This is a genomic window from Desulfuromonas sp. (assembly GCF_002868845.1).
In the GTDB taxonomy this organism is placed as follows: Bacteria; Desulfobacterota; Desulfuromonadia; order Desulfuromonadales; family BM501; genus BM501.
This window is the reverse complement of sequence record NZ_PKUB01000028.1, coordinates 14,028-36,026: the sequence shown is the minus strand read 5'-3', so window position 1 is coordinate 36,026 and position 21,999 is coordinate 14,028. Positions and strand designations below refer to the sequence as shown.

The 21,999-nt window shown below is 63.4% G+C and carries 21 protein-coding genes and 1 pseudogene; 18 read left to right on the top strand and 4 right to left on the bottom strand.

Annotation, left to right across the window (positions count from 1 at the left end; all coding sequences use genetic code 11):
* Window positions 1-49 precede the first annotated feature (49 nt).
* The 3 genes from C0617_RS08645 to C0617_RS08635 are packed head-to-tail and all read left to right on the top strand — an operon-like array spanning window position 50 to window position 3,838.
* Window positions 50-820 carry an ATP-binding protein gene (locus tag C0617_RS08645; protein WP_291316621.1) on the top strand — a complete coding sequence of 257 codons (771 nt, stop codon included), beginning with the start codon at window positions 50-52 and terminating at the stop codon, window positions 818-820.
* Window positions 813-3,278, top strand: a complete 2,466-nt coding sequence (locus C0617_RS08640; protein ID WP_291316620.1) for an ATPase, T2SS/T4P/T4SS family — start codon at window positions 813-815, stop codon at window positions 3,276-3,278. The genes C0617_RS08645 and C0617_RS08640 overlap by 8 nt, the downstream gene beginning before the upstream one ends.
* Window positions 3,275-3,838, top strand: coding sequence for a response regulator (locus tag C0617_RS08635; RefSeq protein WP_291316619.1), 564 nt, complete (start codon window positions 3,275-3,277; stop codon window positions 3,836-3,838). Before C0617_RS08640 ends, C0617_RS08635 begins: the two co-directional genes overlap by 4 nt.
* A 97-nt stretch (window positions 3,839-3,935) precedes the next feature.
* On the opposite strand, the gene C0617_RS08630 is transcribed toward C0617_RS08635, so the two are convergent.
* The gene (locus tag C0617_RS08630; protein WP_291316618.1) at window positions 3,936-4,343 is read right to left on the bottom strand and encodes a VOC family protein; all 408 of its coding nucleotides are present in this window, start codon (window positions 4,341-4,343) and stop codon (window positions 3,936-3,938) included.
* Window positions 4,344-4,459: 116 nt separating this feature from the next.
* Between C0617_RS08630 and folK the strand changes: the two genes are divergently transcribed.
* The 5 genes from folK (at window position 4,460) to sucD (ending at window position 8,526) form a co-directional block, all read left to right on the top strand.
* Complete coding sequence (gene folK, locus C0617_RS08625; protein WP_291316617.1) at window positions 4,460-4,966, top strand: 2-amino-4-hydroxy-6-hydroxymethyldihydropteridine diphosphokinase; 507 nt, start codon at window positions 4,460-4,462, stop codon at window positions 4,964-4,966.
* 12 nt (window positions 4,967-4,978) lie between these two features.
* Complete coding sequence (locus tag C0617_RS08620) at window positions 4,979-5,221, top strand: YHS domain-containing protein (protein WP_291316616.1); 243 nt, start codon at window positions 4,979-4,981, stop codon at window positions 5,219-5,221.
* A gap of 103 nt (window positions 5,222-5,324) precedes the next feature.
* Window positions 5,325-5,972, top strand: a complete 648-nt coding sequence (gene fsa, locus C0617_RS08615) for a fructose-6-phosphate aldolase (protein WP_291316615.1) — start codon at window positions 5,325-5,327, stop codon at window positions 5,970-5,972.
* A 481-nt stretch (window positions 5,973-6,453) separates the two neighbouring features.
* On the top strand, window positions 6,454-7,620 hold the full coding sequence (sucC, locus tag C0617_RS08610) for an ADP-forming succinate--CoA ligase subunit beta (RefSeq protein WP_291316614.1): 1,167 nt from the start codon (window positions 6,454-6,456) through the stop codon (window positions 7,618-7,620).
* A 30-nt stretch (window positions 7,621-7,650) separates the two neighbouring features.
* On the top strand, window positions 7,651-8,526 hold the full coding sequence (gene sucD / locus C0617_RS08605; protein WP_291316613.1) for a succinate--CoA ligase subunit alpha: 876 nt from the start codon (window positions 7,651-7,653) through the stop codon (window positions 8,524-8,526).
* Window positions 8,527-8,658: 132 nt separating this feature from the next.
* Here sucD and C0617_RS08600 read toward each other — a convergent pair whose 3' ends face one another.
* Window positions 8,659-9,744 (bottom strand): hypothetical protein, encoded by a 1,086-nt coding sequence (locus C0617_RS08600; RefSeq protein WP_291316612.1) that lies wholly within the window; start codon window positions 9,742-9,744, stop codon window positions 8,659-8,661.
* Window positions 9,741-11,519, bottom strand: coding sequence for a c-type cytochrome (locus tag C0617_RS08595; protein WP_291316611.1), 1,779 nt, complete (start codon window positions 11,517-11,519; stop codon window positions 9,741-9,743). Before C0617_RS08595 ends, C0617_RS08600 begins: the two co-directional genes overlap by 4 nt.
* 257 nt (window positions 11,520-11,776) lie before the next feature.
* On the opposite strand from C0617_RS08595, the gene def reads away from it, so the two are divergent.
* From def to C0617_RS08550, 9 genes and pseudogenes are all read left to right on the top strand, one after another.
* Window positions 11,777-12,295 carry a peptide deformylase gene (def, locus tag C0617_RS08590; RefSeq protein ID WP_291316610.1) on the top strand — a complete coding sequence of 173 codons (519 nt, stop codon included), beginning with the start codon at window positions 11,777-11,779 and terminating at the stop codon, window positions 12,293-12,295.
* 29 nt (window positions 12,296-12,324) lie between these two features.
* Entirely contained in the window at window positions 12,325-13,236 is a 912-nt protein-coding gene (gene fmt / locus C0617_RS08585) for a methionyl-tRNA formyltransferase (protein ID WP_365889115.1), read from the top strand.
* A gap of 1 nt (window position 13,237) precedes the next feature.
* A complete protein-coding gene (locus C0617_RS08580; protein WP_291316608.1) occupies window positions 13,238-14,017 on the top strand; it encodes a DUF116 domain-containing protein in 780 nt (259 codons plus the stop codon).
* A gap of 117 nt (window positions 14,018-14,134) precedes the next feature.
* Window positions 14,135-14,965, top strand: a pseudogene (gene htpX / locus C0617_RS08575) (zinc metalloprotease HtpX).
* A 68-nt stretch (window positions 14,966-15,033) separates the two neighbouring features.
* Entirely contained in the window at window positions 15,034-16,386 is a 1,353-nt protein-coding gene (rsmB, locus tag C0617_RS08570) for a 16S rRNA (cytosine(967)-C(5))-methyltransferase RsmB (RefSeq protein WP_291316607.1), read from the top strand.
* A 173-nt stretch (window positions 16,387-16,559) separates the two neighbouring features.
* The gene (gene rpe, locus C0617_RS08565) at window positions 16,560-17,225 is read left to right on the top strand and encodes a ribulose-phosphate 3-epimerase (protein ID WP_291316606.1); all 666 of its coding nucleotides are present in this window, start codon (window positions 16,560-16,562) and stop codon (window positions 17,223-17,225) included.
* Complete coding sequence (locus tag C0617_RS08560; protein ID WP_291316605.1) at window positions 17,225-17,794, top strand: CoA pyrophosphatase; 570 nt, start codon at window positions 17,225-17,227, stop codon at window positions 17,792-17,794. Before rpe ends, C0617_RS08560 begins: the two co-directional genes overlap by 1 nt.
* 79 nt (window positions 17,795-17,873) lie before the next feature.
* Window positions 17,874-19,109, top strand: coding sequence for a DUF3365 domain-containing protein (locus C0617_RS08555; protein WP_291316604.1), 1,236 nt, complete (start codon window positions 17,874-17,876; stop codon window positions 19,107-19,109).
* 130 nt (window positions 19,110-19,239) lie between these two features.
* Window positions 19,240-21,090 (top strand): bifunctional homocysteine S-methyltransferase/methylenetetrahydrofolate reductase, encoded by a 1,851-nt coding sequence (locus C0617_RS08550; RefSeq protein WP_291316603.1) that lies wholly within the window; start codon window positions 19,240-19,242, stop codon window positions 21,088-21,090.
* On the opposite strand, the gene grxC is transcribed toward C0617_RS08550, so the two are convergent.
* On the bottom strand, window positions 21,068-21,340 hold the full coding sequence (gene grxC, locus C0617_RS08545) for a glutaredoxin 3 (RefSeq protein WP_291316602.1): 273 nt from the start codon (window positions 21,338-21,340) through the stop codon (window positions 21,068-21,070). The two genes, C0617_RS08550 and grxC, sit on opposite strands and share 23 nt — an antisense overlap.
* A 189-nt stretch (window positions 21,341-21,529) precedes the next feature.
* Here grxC and C0617_RS08540 point away from each other — a divergent pair, with 189 nt between their 5' ends.
* On the top strand, window positions 21,530-21,970 hold the full coding sequence (locus C0617_RS08540) for a hypothetical protein (RefSeq protein WP_291316601.1): 441 nt from the start codon (window positions 21,530-21,532) through the stop codon (window positions 21,968-21,970).
* Window positions 21,971-21,999: the final 29 nt, after the last annotated feature.

The following is a 21,999-nucleotide window of genomic DNA, read 5'->3' as shown; positions in this document are numbered from 1 at the left end:
GACCGAAGAGCTAAAACAGGCCTACACTCGGATGATACAGCAGGAAAAGATGGCTTCCATCGGACAGTTGGCAGCCTGCGTGGCCCACGAAATCAATAACCCGTTGGGCTTTGTTCTGAGCAATCTTCACACCCTGAACAAGTATGTTGGCAGATTTCTTGAAATGCTCGAGTTTTATGCCGGTGCAAACTCGAAGGCCCCAGGGGGGCTGCAGCAAACAGCACGGCAGAAATGGCGGGAGCTGAAACTCGACTTTATCACCGGCGATGTCGTGGAATTGTTCCAGCAGAGTATTGGCGGCGCCGAACGGGTCAAGAAAATCGTTTCCGATCTGCGGTGCTTTTCCCACGTCGATGACCTCGGGGAAGGATTGGTGGATGTCAATTGCGAGATCGAACGCACCCTCAGCGTTCTGTCCTCGGAAACTCCCGAAGGGACGCGTATCGGCAAATCCTTTTGCGAGCTGCCGGAAGTCCCCGGGGATGCGGCCCTGCTCTGCCAGGCTTTTATGAACATCATCCGTAATGCGTTTCAGGCGCGACCGGACGGCCTGAAACTAACAATCCGCACCGAACGCCAGGGTGACTGGGTAAGGGTTGAGTTTGCGGACAATGGTCCCGTAATCGAAGATGGCATCAAGCATCGGATCTTTGAGCCTTTTTTCACTACCAGGGAGGTCGGTCGGGGAATGGGGCTGGGGCTCTCGGTGGCCTATGACATTATTGCCTCCTGCGACGGCACCATTGAAGCAGAAAGCCCTTCGGAGGGGGGGGCAACCTTTGTAATACAGTTGCGCACCAAGGGGAGGGAGGATGAGTAAATTTGCCAGCCTGTTCCGGTCTGCGGTCGGCGACCAAGCTAAAACGGAAACTTCGCCAGAGGCACCGCAAGCATCAGATGAGGGAGATTCGTCGGTTCCTCAAAACGGTTTCACGCTTCTGTTTGTCGATGACGAGGCCGGGGTCCTGAAGGCGCTGAAACGGATTTTCCTGGACGAAAACTACCAGATCCTGACCGCCACGAACGGCGACGAGGCCCTGCAGATCCTCGAGCGCCAAAGGGTGCACCTGCTTGTCTCCGACCATCGAATGCCCTGCATGACCGGGGCCCAACTCCTCAAGGAGGTAAAGGAACGCTGGCCGGCTACCATTCGCATCATGCTCACCGGTTATGCCGATGTCCAGTCCATTATGGGGGCGGTCAACGAGGGGGCGGTATACAAATTCATCACCAAACCGTGGCATGACGAAGACCTGAGGCTGACCGTCAGTCTTGGCCTGCAACAGTACGTACTCATCGAGGAGAACAAAAAGCTAAAGGAAGTCACAAGGAAACAGCAGGCTAAGATCAAAAACTTTTCGACCCTGGTAGGAGAAAACAGAGCGGTTTTGGGGAGCATCCTCGCCAAAACCGGCGTGGTGACCAAAGGAGATTACCATCGGGCCCTGAGGGAACGCCAGGAAAGGGAGTTTGTCATCGACACTCTGGTCCGGCTTGGCCTCGCCAGTGAATCGAAAATCGTCCGGGCCCTGCAAGACCAACTCCATTTGGAATTTGTCGATCTCATGGAGGTGGGCCTTAACCCGGAGATTGTAAGGTTTTTGCCAAGGAATCTCTGCGAGAAGAGCCGGCTGATACCGATCAAGCTCGAGGGGCGCCATATGACGCTGGCGATGGCCGATCCTTCCGACCTTTACAAGTGCGACAACATTTCGCTCATGACGGGCTTCAGGGTAAACGCCGTCATTGCTCGTAGCTCAGATATTTTGGAACAACTTAACCTCGTCTATGGCGATGACCAACTGGATAACGGCATAGATTTCGACGAAATCTCCGAAGTTGATCCAATAGACGAGGTTGACATTGTCATCGAAGAGGATGAAGCCGATGTCAATATCCAGGAATTGATCCAATCGTCGGAAGTGCCGCCGATCATCAGAATCGTCAATGCCATCATTTCCGAAGCGGTACGGTACCGGGCCAGTGATATCCATATCGAACCGAAAACCAAATATACGGTGGTGCGGTTTCGTATCGACGGCCTGCTGCAGGACAAGATCAAAATCCCGGCTGATCTCCATCCCGCAGCCATTTCCAGAATCAAAATCTTGGCAAAACAGGATATCTCCGAGCGGAGAAAGCCGCAGGACGGCCGGATAACCGTCAAGTCTGGTACCCGCCTGGTCGACCTGCGGGTCTCCACCATGCCGTCCATCAGCGGTGAAAAGGTGGTGTTGCGCATTCTGGATAAAAGTGCGGCCATCAAAAAACTGGATGAACTCGGTCTGCTTGAGGAGGACCTGAAGAAGATCTACAGCGTAATCAAGAAACCCCAGGGCATGTTCATAGCCACTGGCCCCACCGGCAGCGGCAAGACCACCATGCTCTATTCGATTCTCGGAGAAATGCTCCACCGATCGAAGAACTTCGAAACGATCGAAGACCCTGTGGAGTATTTTCTGGAGGATGCCAACCAGGTTCATGTGAAGGAGAAGATCGGACTCTCCTTTGCCTCCGTGCTTAGGGCAACCTTGCGCCAGGACCCCGATGTCATCCTGGTAGGCGAGGTTCGGGACCAGGATACGGCGGATGTGGCTTTTAAGGCCGCTTTGACTGGTCACATGGTGCTGACCTCTCTGCACACCAACAGTTCGATTGCCTCCATCACCCGCCTGATCGATATCGGAATGAAGCCCTATCTGATTGCTTCCGCCTTGGAGGGGATTATTGCCCAAAGACTGGTTCGAAGACTCTGCGAAGGTTGCAAAGTTGTCGATATGCCCAGCCCCGATCACTTGGAACTGCTGAGAATTCCAGCGGAAGGTCTCGGAGAGGTTTTTCGTCCTCTCGGCTGCCACCGCTGCAACCATACCGGTTACCAGGGTCGCACCGGGATATACGAACTCTTCGTTATGAATGAGGATTTCAGGCACTTGATTTGCGAGAACTACCGGGAATCAGAACTGCTCGACATGGCCCGTGCTCACGGGATGAAAACCCTTGTTCAGGACGGTCTGGAAAAAGTCAAACAGGGAATGACCTCCCTTGAAGAGCTCCTCAGGGTCATTGGCCCCCAGATCAGACATGAGCGTGTTTGCGAACATTGCCACAGAACCATTGATGCCAAGTTTCTCTTCTGCCCCTATTGCGGGGTTTTTAAACAGAATCTTTGCAGCAACTGTAAGGTGCCCATGGAGGATGACTGTAACATTTGTGCGTTTTGTGGGCATAAGAGGAATTTGGGCCTGGCACCGATCGGGAAAGTGAGGGAATCATGAACAATGCCATATTGATCGTGGATGACGAGGAGCAGGTAATCAAGGCGTTGCAGAGAACGCTCATGGATGAAGATTATGAGATTTGCTCGGCCCGAAGCGGAAAAGAGGCATTGAACCTGCTTCAAAGCCGTAATTTTAAGGTCGTCATTTCTGATGAACGGATGCCGGGAATGCAAGGTTCTGAACTATTGTCTATTGTGAGCCTCCGGTACCCTGAAGCCGCCCGAATCATTCTTACCGGCCATGCCAGCATTGATGCGGCCATGAAGGCTGTGAACGAAGGGCAGATTTATCGGTTTTTGGTCAAACCCTGGAACGAAATGGAATTAAGGCTTGCCATCCGGGCGGCCATTGAGAAATATGACTTGGAAACCAGGAACAGAAAATTACTGGCTTTGGTCCGAAATCAGGCGCTTAAATTAGAAATGCTGGAAAAAAAGCATCCCGGCATTGCTCATCTGGAAAAAAGTGAAGATGGCAGGTTGATTGTGTCAGAAATGTCGGAAGATGAGGCCGCAAGTATTATGGCAGAGTGCCAAGTTGGCGACTTGACCACTTAAAATCCGGTTGTCAAGCTTGCCATGCTGCTGGCGTAACGCTCACAGCGACCCAGTTGTGTGCCCCTCCCCCACCGTGAGTGAAAGATACCCCCCTCGCTCAGCCCTCCTCCACTTCGAACCCCTCGCTGAGAATGACGAGGTATCCGTCGGGATCGTGGATCCAGACCTCCCGGCGGTCGTGCTCCTCGTCCTCCAGTTCGTAGAGGGTGTGGAGCTGATTGTGCTGGATATTCTTCAGGACCGGGTCCAGCGTTTTGACGCCGAACTCGACGGTCATTCCGATGCCCAGGGGATGCCGGTCCAGGTTCTGGAAAACGGAGGGGTGCAGGGCCTCGAGGGTTTCCATCTGGCGAAACAGGACCACGGCGTCGCCGTGGTAGAGAAGAAGGACGGGAGGGTGCCCAGGTGCCGGCATGAAGCGTTCCAGGTCAAGTTGCAATACCCCGCCGTAGAAGGATGCGGTCGTTTCAAGGTCGCTGACTGCGAGGGTCAAGGTCACGCTCATGGAGGGTGCTCCTTTTTGCGATTGTCCGATGTCGCCCCGCCGCCGGGCTGGCGCCGTTGACTCCCTCTGGGGGGCTGTGCTTTAATGGCACCGACTATTATGAAACGCTGGAACGCATGATCAGGACGACGACCGCCTATCTGGCCCTGGGCTCCAACCTGGGGGAGCGCCGAGAATCCCTGCGCGGGGCCAGGACCGCCCTGGCGGGCCATCCGGAGCTGCACGTCGCGGCCTGGTCAAATCTCTACGAAACCGCCCCGGTGGGCGGTCCCGAAGGGCAGGGTCCCTATCTCAACGCAGTCCTCGCGGTGGAGACTTCCCTGACCCCCGGGGCGCTGCTGACGTTCTGCCTGGAGGTGGAGAAGAGCTTCGGGCGCCAGCGTCGCCAGCCCTGGGGGCCCCGGACCCTTGACATCGACCTGCTTCTGTACGGCGGCGAAACCCGTTGCGAGCCGCACCTGATACTTCCCCACCCGCGTCTGCATCTGCGGAGGTTCGTCCTGGCGCCTTTGTGCGACCTAGCTCCCGAGGTGGTCCATCCGTTGCTGGGCGAAACGGTCCGCGACCTGCTGACCCAACTTCCGGCCGGCGAAGAGGTGAGACGCCTTGCCGATCAATGGTGATCCATTATCCGATTGCTGCTGCTGGCCCTCCTTTTTTTCCTCGGGTATTCGCTGGTTCAGGCCGTCATCCGCTCTCTGCCCCGGCGGGGGGGAGGGCCGTCCCGGGACAAGAGCCCCCAGGGCGAGGACATGGTCCAGGATCCCCACTGTGGCACTTATGTTCCCCGTGGCGATTCCCTGACCAAGACGGTCCGCGGCAAGGTCTTCCACTTCTGCTCCGAGGAGTGCCGCGACGCTTTTTCCGGCCGCAGGTAACCCGGGGCGCGATCGTTTATACGCTTTGTCGGTCCGGCAAAAGCAGACCTACAAATTCACTTAACAGTCTACCCGAATTTCCAGCAAAGAAAGGAGCTTTCCCATGAAATTCTTCATCGATACCGCCGAGGTGAGCGAGATCCGCGCCGCCAGCGATCTGGGCCTGGTCGACGGGGTCACCACCAACCCCTCCCTCGTTGCCAAGAGCGGGCGGGATTTCCGGGAGGTCCTCGAGGAGATCACCGCCCTCGTGGACGGACCCATTTCGGCCGAAGTCATCGCCCTGGACGCCGAAGGGATGGTTCGGGAGGGGCAGGAGTTGGCCAAGATCAATCCCAAGAACATCGTCATAAAGGTCCCCATGACCAATGAGGGGCTCAAGGCCACCCATATCTTCGCGGCCGAGGGGATCAAGACCAATGTGACCCTGGTCTTCTCACCCCTTCAGGCCCTGCTCGCAGCCAAGGCCGGTGCCAGCTACGTCTCCCCCTTTGTGGGGCGGCTCGACGACGTGGGGCACGACGGCATGGAGGGGGTCGATGAAATCCGCACCATTTTCGACAACTACGGCTACGGTACCGAAATCATCGTCGCCTCGGTGCGCAGCCCTCTGCACGTGCTGCGTTCCGCCCTCATCGGTGCCGATATCTGCACCATTCCCTACTCGGTGATGATGCAGCTGGAGAAGCACCCTCTGACCGACATCGGCATCGAGAAGTTCCTGGCCGACTGGAAAAAGACCCAGGACTGACCGAATCGCATAACTGAGGCACGACTGTGGCCCGCCCGCTCCCTTTTGTTACAATGTGTGTGACCGAAGGGCGGGCGGGTCTTTTTTTTGTGCGTGACGGCCGCCGCCGGGATTTCGAACAACGCCCCTGTTTTTACTGAAAGTAAAAAATATTGGTCAGGCCAATTGACAAATGGCGATCGAAAGACTATTTTTCGATCTTTGGATGTCTCTATGTGCCTGAATTTCTGTGGCTCTCGCGGGCCTGTCTTTGACGAGAGGACCATGGGGCAATACTTTGGGTAAAATTGGCCCTGCATGGCGGACCCTGGGCCGGGTTTTTCCCGGCGGATTCGGCAAGAGACGGACAACCCCTTGAAAACCCGCGGCCGTGAATCCGGGTGGGGTTTGGTCCCGGGTTTGCTCTTCGAGTTTGTCCCGGCCGCCAAGCCGGCCGGGGCATGGCGCCATCCATGAACCCTTTGCGAGGGACGAGGAGATCATGAACATTCACGAGTATCAGGCCAAGGAAATCCTGGGTTCCTACGACATCTCCGTTCCTCGGGGACGGATGACTCTGACGGCCGACCAGGTGGAGCGTTCGGCCAAGATGATGGGCGGCCGCTGCGTGGTCAAGGCGCAGATCTACGCCGGCGGCCGGGGCAAGGCCGGCGGGGTGCAACTCGTCCACCACCCCGAGCAGGCCCATGAGGTGGCCAAGGAGCTCTTCGGCAAGCGCATGGTGACTCCGCAGACCGGCCCCGAGGGGCTCAAGGTGCGTCGCATCCTGGTGGAGGAGCCGGTGGAGATCGCCCGGGAGTTCTACCTCTCGGTCACCCTCGACCGTAACTCCTCCCGCTTCTGCGTCATCGCCTCGGCCGAGGGGGGGGTGGACATCGAGGAGGTCGCCGCCAAGTCTCCCGAGAAGATCCAGGTGCTGACGATCGATCCCTTCACGGGGCTGCGCCCCTATCAGGCGCGCAGGGTCGCCCTCGGGCTCGGGCTCAAGGGGGATCTCGCCGAGGACTGCGTGCAGCTCATTCTCAACCTCTATCGCTGCGCCCTGGAGAAGGACTGCTCCCTGGTGGAGATCAACCCTCTGGTCGTCACCAAGGCGGGGTGGCTCCTGGCCCTGGACGCCAAGATCAACTTCGACGACAACGCCATCTTCCGCCACTGGGAGTACCACGATCTGATGGACTACTCCCAAATGGATCCCCTGGAGATCAGCGCCGGCAAGTTCGACCTGGCCTACATCAAGCTCGAGGGGAACATCGGCTGCATGGTCAACGGCGCGGGGCTCGCCATGGCGACCCTCGATGTCCTCAAGGAGAAGGGGGGCTACCCGGCCAACTTCCTCGACGTCGGCGGCGGGGCCACCCGGGAGAAGGTCAGCGAAGCCTTCAAGATCATCCTCCAGGACCGCGACGTGCGGGGCGTCTTCGTCAACATCTTCGGCGGCATCATGCGCTGCGACGTCATCGCCCAGGGGATCATCGAGGCCGCCTCCGAGGTGCACTGCACCCTCCCCATCGTGGTGCGAATGGACGGCTCCCAGGTGGAGGAGGGCAAGCGGCTGCTCCTGGAGTCGGGGCTCAACGTCAAGACCGCCGACGACCTGGGCGGCGGGGCCGAGACCATCATGGCGATGCTCGCCGGGAACCTCTAACGGCAAACTGCCAGTTGCGGGAGTGAAAATATGTCGATTCTGATCAACAGGGAGTCCAAGATCGTCGTTCAGGGGATGACCGGCAAGACCGGTCTCTTTCACACCAGGCTCTGCCGGGAGTACGGCAGTCAAATCGTCGCCGGGGTCACCCCCGGCCGGGGCGGGGTCCACATCGAGGGGATCCCCGTCTTCGATACCATGGAGGAGGCGGTGAAGCACACCGGGGCCAACGTTTCGATGATTTTCGTGCCGCCGCCGGCCGCCGCCGACGCCATCCTCGAGGCCATCGATTCCCGTATCGAACTGGCGGTGTGCATCACCGAGGGGATTCCGGTGAAGGACATGGTGGTCGTCAAGCGGGTGCTCAACACCAGCAAGACCCGCCTGATCGGGCCCAACTGTCCGGGCCTGATCACTCCCGAGGAGTGCAAGGTGGGGATCATGCCGGGTTACATCCATAAAAAGGGGAAGATCGGGGTCGTCTCCCGCAGCGGCACCCTCACCTACGAGGCGGTCAAGCAGCTCTCCGACGCGGGCCTGGGGCAGTCGAGCTGCGTCGGCATCGGCGGCGACCCCATCATCGGCATGAAGTTCATCGACATCCTTGAACTTTTCAATGCCGACCCGGAAACCGAAGGGGTCTTCATGATCGGGGAGATCGGCGGGGCCGCCGAGGAGGACGCCGCGGCCTGGATTCGGAAAAACATGAAAAAGCCGGTCGCCGCTTTTATCGCCGGCGTCACCGCTCCTCCCGGAAAGCGCATGGGGCACGCCGGGGCGATCATCGCCGGGGGCAAAGGGATGGCCGCCGACAAGATCGCCGCCCTGGAGGCGGCGGGGGTGACGGTCTCCCGGAGTCCCACCCGCATGGGGGAGGCGATGCTCGAGGCGCTGGGGAAGGCGTAGCGGGGCAGGTTTTTTGGGAAAGGATCGAGGCGGGCCCGGGTTAGCACCGGGCCCGCCTTTTGTTTTGGGGGGTGACCCGGCGGTTGCATCGTGACCCAAGGGGCTCTGCCCGAAGGACAGGGGATGGGATCGTTACCAAGCCTCGCCCTCTTCGGGCGGGGCCGGCTTCCGGAAGGCGGCCGCCGCCTTGGCGACCAGCCAGGCGATGGCCGCGATGCCGATGAGGAGGCTGCCGAAAAAGAGAACCATCGGCCCGTAGGCGGTGACGCTTTGGAGCTGGTCGAGGGTGAAGTGCTCCCGCAGGTAGGCACTGCGCACGAAGGCGCGCAGCAGGGTCATGACCGCCACCAGGGGGAGGGCCGTCCAGGCGGCCAGGGCGAGCCTGGATCGCAGGGCGGCGACGAGGGTCCCCGCGATCAGGAGGAGGGCGCAGGCGAAGAGGGCCGTCGCGAGGAGGTTCCCTCCCATGAAGGTGAGCATGACCGGGCGGGGCAGGGCGAGGAGGAACCAGGCTCCGAGGGGGACCTGGGCCACCGTCAGCAGGGCGAAGGTGCGCATCCCGACCCTGCGGGCCAGTTCACCCGCGCCGGGGTCCGCCTTCTCCCTGAACGCTCCGAAGAGAGCGACGAAGAGCCCCCCCACAGCGAGGGCGCCGGTGACCATGTGGAGGTAGCGGGGCCAGAGGGCGGGGTCGGAGAGGTTGAGCAGGGTGCCGTAGGGGTTGTCGAAGTAGGCGCTCCAGCGGCCCGGGGCGAGCATGAGGGTCATGTTGTTGCTGAAGACGAAGGCAATGGCCAGCAGCAGCGCCAGGCTGCCCGCCAGGACGGGGGGGCCGAGGCGCCCGAGGGCGGCGAAGCGGAAGTCGTAGAGGTATGCCCCGTAGTAGGCGGCGATCAGGCAGGGGACGATCGACAGCCAGAAGACCCCCATGAGGATGGAGCTGGGGTAGATGAAGTGGCCGTAGAGGACCTGGACGAAGAGGAAGGGGGCCACGCCGAAGTTGACGGTGAAGGCGATGAGCAGCGGCAGTACCCGGGCCAGATCGAAGGAGAGGCGCCGCCCCGTCTCCCCTTTTCCCCGCACCAGGAGGGCCCCCGCCGCCGCCCCGAGGGCGGCGTTCATCAAGAGGAGGTGGAGGGGGAAGGTCAGCAGAAGAAGGGACTGGAAGACCCCCCAGTGCGCGGGGAGGGTGTCGGGTGTCGGGATGAGGGGGCTCATCGGGCGCCTCCTTTCAGGGACTCGGCGAGAAAGCGGGCCAGGGCGTCCTTCTCGGCGGCGGTGGCCGAAAGGGGGGGCATGGCGGGGTTGAGGCGCTCCAAGCCGTCGAGGGCGGCGCGGATCTTCGCCTCGTCCCACCCGGCGATCTTGGGGAGGAGCTGGTTGTAGTCGCCTTCGAGGGTGTGGCAGAGGGCGCAGTGCTCTTCGAAGACGTCCTCGCCCGGGTCGTGCCCGGCCACCGGGACGCTCCCCTGTAAAGAGGCGATGTAGGCGGCGAGGAGATCCTTCTCCTCTTCCGTCCCGTAGAAATCGGGCATGGCAGGGTTGAGGGCGCTCAGGTTGCCGATCCCTTCGCGGACCTTTTCCCGGCTCCATCCGGAGGTGCGGGCCTCTACCAGTTCCAGGGGGTGGCAGAAGAGGCAGTTCTCCTCGAAGATCGTTCTCCCCTCATCCGCCCCGGCGACGGCCGGAGGCTCCTCGGGGGGGAGGGGCTTGCCGTGCAGCCCCGCCGTCAGGTAGGCCGTCAGGGCCCGGGCCTCCGCGTCGGTCCCCGCGAAGGGGGGCATGAAGTAGCGGCGCTCGTGGAGGGAGGAGATATACGTCTTCAGGGCAGCGAAGGGCATGGTGGCCGTGCGGGGGAGGATGTCGTTGTTCGGTCCGCCGACGCTGTGGCAGGCGAAGCACTGTACGCGGAAGAGGGCGGCTCCGGCCTCCACCAGGCTCTCCTCGTGGAGCTCCCGCATCCCCCCCCATCGGGCCGTCGGGAGGCATCCCTCCGCGCAGAGGGCGGTCACGTCCTTCTCCAGAAGGCCGTTGGAATACATGACCTCGTTGATGACGTAGGGGCGGCGGGCGGCCTCCCGGGTCCACTCGAAGGAGCCCATGAAGAGGAAGGCGCACCCCAGCACGACGAAGGAGAGGAGCTTGTTGTGAGCCGCCGGGCGGGCCAGGGTGAGGAGCAGGGAGAGGACGAGCAGGGCGATGACGGCCCACAATCCCCATTCGAGGGTCCGCTGGATGGTCGGAGACCCTCCGGCGACGAGGGCGCGGGCCGGCCCGGGGAGGACCGAGAGGTACCAGAATCCTGCGGGGACGGCGGGGAGGAAGGCGAGGAGGACCCATTTCCCCGAGAAGCGGGTCATGGCCGCCTTGAGCTCCCGGTCCTTCAGAAAGGCGGTGGTGACGAAGGCGTAGACCCCGGCGAACATGAGGGCGATGCAGGTGCGGAAGACGAGGGAGGGCCAGAAGGAGGGGTTGAAGAATCCCGACCAGAAGGAGGCGTTCTGCAGCCAGCCGCCGGGGGTGAGCATGAAGCCGATAATGCCTGTGATGAGAAAGAGGCTCAGCCAGGCCGAGACGAAGTAGACCCACCCCACGGCCATGTGGGTGCGGGGGGCCATGCGGTCGAAGGTGTAGTAGTAGACGAGGACCGCGACGATCTCCACCAGGAAGAAGACCCACTCGGCGGCCCATCCGAAGACGAAGGTATGGATGAGGAGGCTCGTGGCGGCGGGCTGCACCAGGGAGATGACGAACCAGATCCCCACCCCTGTCATCCCGCCGGCCACCATCGTCACGAGCATGAAGAACTTGGCGTGGGACCGGGTGAAGTCGAGAATCCCCCGGTTCTGCTCCCGCAGCCCCTTGCGCTCGGCCATGACCAGGTAAAGGCCGCCGCCGACGGCGAAGTGGGAGATGAAGACATGGGTGACGGCGATCAGGGCGATGAGCGTCCCTCCGCCGATCCCCGGCAGGTACCAGACCGGATAGTTCATGCAGCCCTCCTTGGCCGATCGAAAGATTTAAAATCATAGAAGTTTTTTTTCTTTTTTGCAAGACGCCCGCGTGGCGGGGCAGAGATTCGCCCGGAACGTATTGCCCTGTTTCCGGGAGGGTTTATTGTGGCGGAGCGCCCCGGTCGGAGGTTGACTTCAGCGGGTTTGTGCCTTTATCATGAGGTTTTGCTGAAGACAAGGGCGTCCCGCGGGTTGCCCTCATCTGTCATTGAGCAGACGACGATTTGGAAATAGATATGGCGCTTCTGCGAATCCTGCATTATCCTGAACCGATTCTGGCCCGGGCTTCGGAGCCCGTCGCCGGTGTCGACGAGTCCTTGAAGACCCTGGCCGCCGACATGGCCGAGACGATGTACGCCGCCCCCGGAGTCGGCCTTGCGGCTCCGCAGGTCGGAGTCTCCAAGCGTCTGGTGGTGATCGACTGCTCGCCCAAGGACGAGGCGCCCCGGCTTATCGCCGCGGTCAACCCCGAGATTGTCGCGCGCGAGGGGGAGGACTTCGAGGAAGAGGGGTGCCTGTCGGTGCCCGGCTACTACGCCCGGGTTTCGCGCAGCGCGTGGGTGAAGGTCCGCTTTCTCGACCTGGACGGCGAGGAGCGGGAGATGGAGGCCGACGGCCTTCTGGCCGTCGCCTTTCAGCACGAGATCGACCATCTCGACGGCATTCTCTTCGTGGACCGCCTCTCTGCGCTGAAGAGGAACATGTTCCGGAAAAAATACAAGAAAATCATGGACCAACAACAGGAGCAGATGTGATCAAACCACAGGATATCCGTACCGTCTTCATGGGGACGCCCGATTTCGCCCTGTCCACCCTGGAGGGGCTGCTCGCGGCGGGGGTGAACCTCTGCGGCGTCTATACTCAGCCCGACCGCCCCAAGGGGCGGGGCAAGAAGCTCGCCCCGCCGCCGGTCAAGGAGCTGGCCCAGGAGCACGGCATCGCCGTCTTTCAGCCGCAGAAACTGCGCGACCCGGCCGTGGTGGAAGAGCTCAGGGCCCTTGCCCCGGACCTGATCGTCGTCGTGGCCTACGGCCAGATCCTGCCGAAAAGCGTGCTCGAGATTCCCAAGTACGGCTGTATCAACGTGCATGCCTCGCTGCTGCCGCGCTATCGCGGAGCGGCGCCGATCAACAAGGCGATCATCGAGGGCGAGAAGGAGACCGGGGTCACCACCATGTACATGGACGTGGGCCTCGATACCGGCGACATGCTGGTCAAGCGCTCCACCCCCATCGGCCCCGAGGAAACCGCCGGGCAGCTCCACGACCGCATCGCGGCGCTCGGCCGCGATGCCATGGAGGAGACCCTGACCCTCCTTTGCGCCGGCACCCTGAAGGGCGAGGCGCAGGACGACGCGCAAAGCACCTATGCCCCCATGCTCAAGAAAGAGGACGGCCGCATCGACTGGAGTCTCAGCGCGACGGCGGTGCACAACCTGGTGCGGGGCCTCGATCCCTGGCCCGGGGCCTACACGGGTCTCGAGGGCGAGGTGCTGAAGGTCGCCTCCACCCTTCCTGCCGAGGGCGCGGGCGATCCCGGCACAGTCCTGTCAGCCGGACCGGAAGGGGTGCGCATCGCCTGCGGCGAGGGAGCCCTGCTGGTGCGCGAATTGCAGCTGCCGGGCAAGGAACGCCTGGGCGCCGCCGACTTTTTGCGGGGCTGCCCCCTGCCTGCCGGAACCCGTCTGGAGTCCTGAGGTGCCCGCGGTCGAGCCTTCCCCGGAGGCCTACCACCCGCGCAAGCGGCTCTTTATCGGGCTGCTGGGTGTAGCCTGCGCCCTGGTCCTGGCAGTGGCTTTCCTTCTGTGGTGGGTTCCGAACGTCGGCCTGGGCACTATCCACCCGGCCCTGCCGGTCTTCTTCGGAGTGGTGCTGGCGGCCCTTTCCCTGTCCATCGTCGCAGGGCTTTCCCTGCTCATCCTCACCCTGCTGTCCGGCCGGGACCTGCTCTTCTCCGAGCGGCTGCGCAAAGTCGTCATCAAGTACCTCTTTCCCGCCATCATCGCCCTGGGCCGTCTGGCCGGGATCGACCGGGACACCCTGCAGCAGTCCTTCATCGCCCTTAACAACCAGCTGGTGCGGGCCAAGAAGTTGCGGGTTCCGCCCGCCAAGACCCTTATCCTCCTGCCCCACTGCATCCAGATGTTCGATTGTGCGATCAAGATCACCGGGGATGTCAAAAAGTGCCGGCGCTGCGGCAAGTGCGACATCAGCGGTCTGGCCGAACTCGCCGCCAGTCGCGGGATCGACATCGCCGTCGCCACCGGCGGGACCCTGGCGCGCAAGATTATCGTCGAGAAGCGCCCCCGGTTCATTCTCGCGGTGGCCTGCGAGAGGGATCTGACCTCCGGAATCCGCGACGCCTACCCCCTGCCGGTCATCGGGATTCTCAATCGACGTCCCGAGGGCCCTTGCGTCAACACCCACATCGTCCTGGCCGAGGTGGAGAGGACCCTGGACGAGTACGTGACCGCCTGAGGCTCTTGATTTTCCTCCTGCCAGTATTTATATTGATATTGTGAGCATTGAGGCCCTCCCGGCTGCCTGAGGGGGGCCGGTCTTTTCCATCGATTACTGCAAAAAGGTGAAAACGCTATGAATATCCTTAGAACGGCCGCCCTGATGACTTTCCTGACCCTGGTCCTGGTCTGGGCCGGCGGCGCCCTCGGCGGACAGGGAGGAGCCCTGATCGCCCTGATCATGGCGGGGGTCATGAACCTCGGTTCCTATTGGTTCTCCGACAAGATCGTCCTCAAAATGTACAAGGGTAAGGAGGTCCACGCCGGCCCCCTCTACGAGGTGGTCCAGGAGGTCTGCCAGCGGGGCGGCCTGCCGATGCCCAAGGTCTATACCCTGCCCCAGCCCACCCCCAACGCCTTCGCCACCGGGCGCAATCCCAAACATGCCGCGGTGGCCGCCACCGAAGGGATTCTCCAGATCCTCTCCCGCGAGGAGTTGACGGGGGTCATGGCCCACTAGATGAGCCATGTCAAGCACCGCGACATCCTTATCGGCTCCATCGCCGCAACCATCGCCGGGGCCATCTCCTACATGGCTCACATGGCCCAGTGGTCGATGCTCTTCGGCGGCAGCGACGACGAGGATAGCAACCCGATCGCCATGATCGCGATGATGATCCTCGCCCCGATCGCGGCGATGCTCGTGCAGATGGCCATCTCCCGCTCCCGGGAGTACGCGGCGGACAAGGGCGGGGCGAAACTCTCCGGCAATCCCCATTACCTGGCCAATGCCCTGCGCAAGCTCGAGAGCGCCAACCGGCAGATTCCCATGCCGAAGGTGAACGAGGCCACCGCCCATATGTTCATCGTCAACCCGCTCAAGGGCGGAGGCCTGCGGGCCCTCTTCTCCACCCACCCTCCGATGGAGGAGCGCATCCGCCGGCTGGAGAGCATGACCGTCGTCTGAGGCGACCCCTAACCATCGACCTTCCCCGAGGGGCGTGCTCGTCGCGCCCCTCTTTCTTTGGAGCCGATTTGAAAACAGCCAGTCCACGAAAAATCGCTTTCGATGTCCTCTCCAGGGTGGACGAGGGAGCCTTCTCCGACCTGACCCTCGACGGCGCCCTGACCCGGTCGGAGGGGATGGACGGCCGGGACCGTGCGCTGGCCACGGAACTGGTCTACGGGGTCCTGCGCCAGCGGGGACGGTTGGACTTCGCTCTGTCCCGGTTCTGCCGCAAGCCCCTCTCCAAGGTGGAGCCGCGCATCCTCTGCCTGTTGCGCCTCGGGGCCTACCAGATCCTCTGCCTGGAGCGCATTCCCGTCCGGGCGGCGGTCCACGAGACCGTGGAACTCGCCCGGAGAGAGGGGCTGGACCGGGCCACCGGGTTCATCAACGGCATCCTGCGCGCCCTCGACAGGGGAGCGGCAAGCATCCCCTGGCCCGACAGGGACCGTCAGTCCCAGGCTTATCTCGAGCATGTCCTCTCCCTTCCGTGGTGGCTGGCGCGCCGCTGGCTGAAGGAGTACGGCAAGGAGGAGGCCTTCGGTCTCGCCGAGGCCCTCTCCAGTCAGCCCCCTTTCACCCTGCGGGTGAACACCCTGAGGGTCACACGGGACGCGTACCTGGATGCCCTGCAGAAGGCCGGGCACCGCGGGGTGCCCTCGGAGTACGCCCCCGAGGGGGTCGTCCTCGAGGAGCGGGGGGACGGGCCACTGCCCGGTGCGGCAGAGGGCTGGTATCAGGTTCAGGACGAGGCGAGCATGCTCATCGCCCATCTGCTGCAGGCTGCGGAGGGGGAACGCCTTTTGGACGCCTGCGCCGCCCCGGGGGGGAAGACGACCCACCTGGCCGCCCTGGCGGACAACGGGGCGTCGATCCTGGCTCTAGACCTGTACCCGCGGCGGCTGCGCCTGGTGGAGGAAGGGGCCCGGAGGCTCGGCTGCGACGGGATCGAGACCCGCCCCTGGGACCTGATGGCTCCCCCCCCCTTTCTGGAGGCGGAGAGTTTCGACGGGGTGCTGGTCGACGCGCCCTGCAGCGGTCTGGGGGTGCTTCGGCGCAACCCGGAGACCCGCTGGACTCGCACCGAGTCCGACCTGGGGGAACTGGCCCGGGTCCAGGGGGCCATCCTGGCCAGCGTCGCCCCCCTGGTGCGGCCCGGCGGCCGCCTGCTCTATTCCCTCTGCACGCTCTCCCCGGAGGAGACCACGGGGGTGGTCGAACGTTTTCTCGCCGCCCGCCCGGACTTTGTGCGGGAGGACCTGCGCCCCGTCGCGCCCCCTTCCTGGGGAGAGCTCTTCGACGGGGAGGGCGCCCTGCGCACCTTGACCCATCGCCACGGGGGGATGGACGCTTTTTACGCGGTGCGATTCAGGAAAGGGTAGGGGCCGCCGAGGAAAACCTTTTGCCGGCATGATTATTTCCTCTGCGCTCTTCGGGACCCTGTGGTAAAAAGCCCTTTGCGACCCTTTTGATAGAGAATCTCTCCGGGAAATGTTTTTCCCTGCTGCTTTGACGCCCAGACCTTCTGACAATTAAGAAGAAAGAGAGTTCCGCCATGGTCAAGATCGCCCCTTCCATCCTGTCCGCCGACTTCGCCCGCCTGGGCGACGAAATCCGCGCCATCGAAGCCGGAGGCGCCGACTACGTTCACATCGACGTCATGGACGGCCATTTCGTGCCCAACATCACCATCGGCCCCCTCGTGGTGGAGGCCGCCCGCAAGGTGACGGCCCTGCCCCTCGACGTGCACCTGATGATCGAGAACCCCGACCTCTACATCCCCGAATTCGCCAGGGCCGGCGCCGACATCATCACCGTTCACCTCGAGGCTTCGGCCCACCTGCATCGCAGCGTGCAGCTCATCAAGAGCCTGGGCAAAAGGGCCGGCGTCTCCATCAATCCCGCCACCCCCGTCTCTTCCCTGGAGGTGATCCTCGAGGAGATCGACCTGGTGCTGGTCATGACCGTCAACCCGGGCTTCGGCGGGCAGAGCTTCATTCCTTCCTGCCTGCCCAAGATCGAGGCCCTGCGCCGGGAGATCGAGCGGCGCGGCCTGCCGGTGGAACTGGAGGTGGACGGCGGGGTGAAGACCGACAATATCGGCCTGATCGCGGGCGCCGGCGCCGATGTCTTTGTCGCCGGAAGCGCCGTTTTCGGAACCCCGGACTACGCCGCCACCATCGCCGCCCTGAAGGAGAACGCGGTCAGCGTGGCAGTCTGATGATCGACCCCGTCGAGGTGAGGGCCGCCCTGGCCCGCCACCCCAGCCGGATTCTCGACCTGGGGGCCCTGCGCCCCGCGGCCGTGCTGATGCCCCTGTTCGTCAAGGGCGGAGAGGGGTGGGTGCTCCTGACCCGCCGCACCGAGGACCTCCCCCACCACCGGGGCGAGATTGCCTTTCCCGGCGGCGCAAGTCATGACGAGGACGGCGACCTGGAGCAGACGGCCCTGCGCGAGACCGAAGAGGAGATGGGCATCCGGCCGGCGGACGTCACCCTGCTGGGCCGACTGGACGATATCGTTTCGGTTCACGACTACCGCGTCACCCCCTATGTCGGCACCATTCCCCACCCCTACCCCTTTCAGGTCAATTCCGCGGAGGTCGCCGAGGTCATCCAGGCGCCCCTCGCCGTTCTGAGCGATCCCGGCCGATGGCGCCGGGAGGACTGGCGCCACCGTGGCCGGTGCCACCCGGTCCACTTCTGCACCGTGGACGAGCACGAGGTCTGGGGGCTCACCGCGGCGATCCTGCTCCAGTTTCTCCAGCGACTTGGGCGCCTCCCGGTCTGATCGCTCCTCGGGGGCATCTTGCAATCGGCTCGTTTCGGGTTAGAATTGTTGGGATTTTCCGCCGAGGGGACCTCCCATAATGAATCCACTGCGCAACCTGGGCCTGCTGTCCAAGGTCATTCTCATCGTCACCGTCATCCTTCTCTCCCTGTTCGCCCTGGCGACCTATCTCAGCTACCGGCAGCAGAAGGCCTTCATCATCGGGGAGGCCAAGGAGAAGGCCCGCATCATCGCCTCCGAGGCCATCCAGACACGGGAGTACATCTCCGACGAGCTGGACTCCGGGGGGGTCCGGCTCTCCGCCGAGCGCTACGGCCTGATCCCGGTGGTCGCCTCCAACCGCATCGGCCAGCGGGTGGCCAAGGACGTGGGCTACCGCATCCGCCAGGTCTCCAACCGCTACCGCAACCCCATGAATGCCCCGGATGCCTTCGAGGCGGCCGAACTTAAGACGTTTAAGGATCAACCGGGCCAGCCGGAACGCTTTGCCATTACCGAGCTGGACGGCGAGCGGGTCTTCCGCTACCTGCAGCCCTTTCGGGCCGAAGAGAGCTGCCTGGAGTGTCACGGCGACCCCGCCCAGGCCCCCGCCTTCCTCAAGGAGTTGTTTCCCGAGCAGGCCGACCAGGCCTACAACTACCGGGTGGGGGAGGTTATCGGCGCCGCTTCGGTGACCATCCCCATGGACCAGCTCTCCCGCCAGGTCGTCGCCAACGTTCGCAACGTCGGCCTCTATACGGGGGGGATCTTCCTGGCCCTGGTCACCTGCCTGGGGCTGCTGACCCGGCTGGCGGTCACCGGTCCCCTGGGGCGGCTCGGAGGGGCCATCGGGGAGATCGTGCGCACCGGGCGGTTCGAGAGGAAGATTTCCAGCCGCAGCGGGGACGAGATCGGGATTCTCATCGACGGCTTCAACGAGATGATCGACCACCTGCGGGAGAAGACCGAGCACCTGGAGGAGTCGGAGAAGAGGTTCCGGACCCTCACCGAGACCGCCCGCGACGTGATCGTTTCCTTCCTGAGCAACGGGCAGATCATCCTTTTCAACCGCCAGGCCGAGCGGATGTTCGGCTACAGCAAGCGGGAGATCCTGGGGGTGCCGGTTACCCGTCTCGTCGACGAGGAGTGCGGCTCGCTCCGCGACGGGGGGGTCGAGAACTACCTTCGGGAGAACGCCGGCAGCCTCCTGCGCAAGGTCCACCGCCTGCCCGCCCGCCGCCGCGACGGCACCACCTTCTCCCTGGAGGTTTCCCTTTCGGTGGCGGAGTCGGACGGCCACCTCTTCTACACCGCCATCCTGCGCGAGCAGAGCTGACCCCGCCGTATCGCTTGTCCGGCGAAGGCGATGCCCGCCCAAGGCCCTTTCTTTTTGCCCGTTTTTGTGGCATAACGGCGGCGGATGTCCGCCCCGATCTCTTCTCTCTTCTCTCTATCCCCTCTGAGCCATGAACCCATCGACCCGACGCAGCAAGCTCTTTCTGGAACGCCTGGCCGCAGAGGTGTTGGTCGGCGACGGCGCCATGGGAACCCTCCTTTACAGCCGGGGCGTCCCCCTGGAGGCCAACTTCGAGCATCTCAACCTGGTCGGTCCCGAGCAGGTGCGGCGGGTGCACGAGGACTACCTTCGCGCGGGGGCCCAGGTGCTGGAGACCAACACTTTCGGCGCCTCGTCCCTGCGCCTTTCGACCATCGGCCTGGAGAAAAAGGTTCGTTCCATCAATCTTGCCGGCGCCCGCCTCGCCCGGTCGGTGGCCGGAAGCGACATCTTTGTCGCCGGTTCGGTGGGGCCCCTCATCCGGCCCCGGGGTCAGGATCGTGAACTGGCCCCCGCCGAGAAGGCGGAGGTGCTACGGGAGCAGATGGAGGCCCTCGCCGAAGGGGGGGTGGATCTGTTCGTGCTGGAAACCTTTCCCGGCCTGGAGGATCTGGAACTGGCCCTGGCCCTGGCCGTGGAGCTCGGCCTGCCCGCCGTGGCCCAGATGGCCTTTATGGAAGGGGGAGTCACCCGGGACGGTGTGTCCGCCGAGAAGGCGGCCCGCCGCCTTCAGGCCGCGGGGGCCTCGGCTCTCGGGGCCAACTGCGGCTCAGGGCCCCGGGAGTTGAAGGGGGTGCTCGCGCGCATGGCCGCGGTCTGCGACCTTCCGCTCTCGGCGTATCCCAATTCAGGCTTTCCCCAGTATCATGACGGGCGCTACATCTACCTGGCGACGCCGGAGTATTTCGCCGCGGCGGGAAAAGAGATGGCGGAGGTCGGGGCCGCCTTGGTGGGGGGGTGCTGCGGGACCACCCCCGAGCACATCCGGGCCCTTTCCCTGGCCCTGCGGGGAGTCAGGCCCGGGGGGCGGGTCGGCGCGGGACCGGCGGAGCCCGCCGAGCCTCGCCCCGGAGTCCCCTCCCCGGAGCCGGAGCGGACCTTTCTGAGCGACTGGGGCCGGCGCCCCGTGATCACCGTCGAGCTCGACCCTCCGCGGGGGATCGACTGCGCCAAGGTTCTCGCCGGGGCTCGCGCCCTGGCCGAGGCGGGGGTGGACGCCATCAGTCTGGCGGAGAACCCCCTGGCCCGCATCCGCCTGGGGAACATGGCCCTGGCCCGCCTTGTTCAGGACGAAACGGGGGTGGAGGCCATCGTCCATGTGACCTGCCGGGATCGCAACCTGCTCGGTCTCCATTCGGAGTTGATGGGGGCACACCTGATGGGGATTCGCAACGTGCTGGCGGTGACCGGCGATCCGGTCGCGGTGGGGGGCGAGTCCGGAGCCACCAGCGTCTTCGACCTCAATTCGATCGGCCTGTTGGAGCTCCTCTCCTCGCTGAACGGGGGACGCACCCTGTTCGGAACCGAACTCCGGGGACGGACCGGCTTCCTGACGGGGGCCGCCTTCAACCCCAACCTGCCGAGCATGGAGGGGCAGCTGCGGCGTCTGGAGAAGAAGGTGGCGGCCGGGGCCCGCTTCGTCCAAACCCAGCCGGTCTACTCGGTACAGGTTCTCGAGACCCTGCTGGAGAAGACCGCACCCCTCGGGGTGCCGGTCCTGGTCGGGATCCTGCCCCTGGTGAGCGAGCGCAATGCGGAGTTCCTCCACAACGAGGTGCCCGGTATCACGCTGCCCGAGGAGGTGCGCAGGCGCATGCGGGGGAAGCAGGGGGAAGAGGGGGTGCAGGAGGGGATTGCCATTGCCCGGGAGCTGATCGAGGCGGGCGGGGCAAGGGTCGGGGGGTACTATCTCATGCCCCCCTTCGGTCGGGTAGAGTTGGCCCTGGCGTTGATCGAGGTTATTCGCAGCAGCCGGCCCTGAGGCCGAGGAGCCGGTCCAGCTCGCCCTTTTCGTCCATCCAGAACAGTTCGGCGCAGCCCCCCAGAAGGGTGCCCTCCACGAAGATCTCGGGCACCGTCTCCTGTCCGGAGCGCTCTTGCATCTCCAGTTCTTTGGCCGGGTCTGCCGATACGTCGTAGAGAGAGTAATCGACTCCCTTGATCTGGAGCAGCTCCAGAGCCCGGGCGCAATAAGGGCAGTAGCTCTTGGTGTAGACTTCGATTTTTTTCATGCGCCATCCTGGGTTGCGAGGCCTTCGGAGGTGTGGCGGCAAGTGGGCGGGTGCGAGGCCCGGTTGTCTTGGGCGAAAAGACGGGCGGCGCGACCGGAGTCGGCTCCGGGCGGGACGCCCGGTGCCGGACGATCGACGGAAACCGAATTCCATACTAACCTGCAATAGGCAATTTGCAAGGGGGATGGCATGCAAAAAAAAGAGGGGTTCGTGCCGGTTTTGAAAAGAGGGCTTCTGGTTGTTTTTCTGGTAGCGGGGATGCTCGGGGGGTGCGGCATGGAGATGGTCCCCGCTCGGCAATTCTCCGAGGCCAGCGACGATTTCGCCCAGCGGTTGCGCTGGGGCGACTACCACGGCGCGGCCCAGCACGTGGACGAGGCCAACCGTTCGGATTTCCGGCAGCAGTTCGAGGCTCTGAAGGGGCTCCATGTCGTCGGGGTCGGAATGGAGTCGGTTGAGTTCCGGGATGACGGCGCCCGGGCCGTGGTCAGGGTCGCCATCGATTATTACCTGCTCCCCTCGATAACGGTTGAAACGTTCCACTGGCAACAGGAGTGGATTCGCGGGGAGGGGGAGGGCCGGTATTCCGGCCTCTGGCAAATAACAACGCCCTTTCCGCCCTTCCCATGAATCTCCGCCGGTGAGCCCGGAGACGTGAG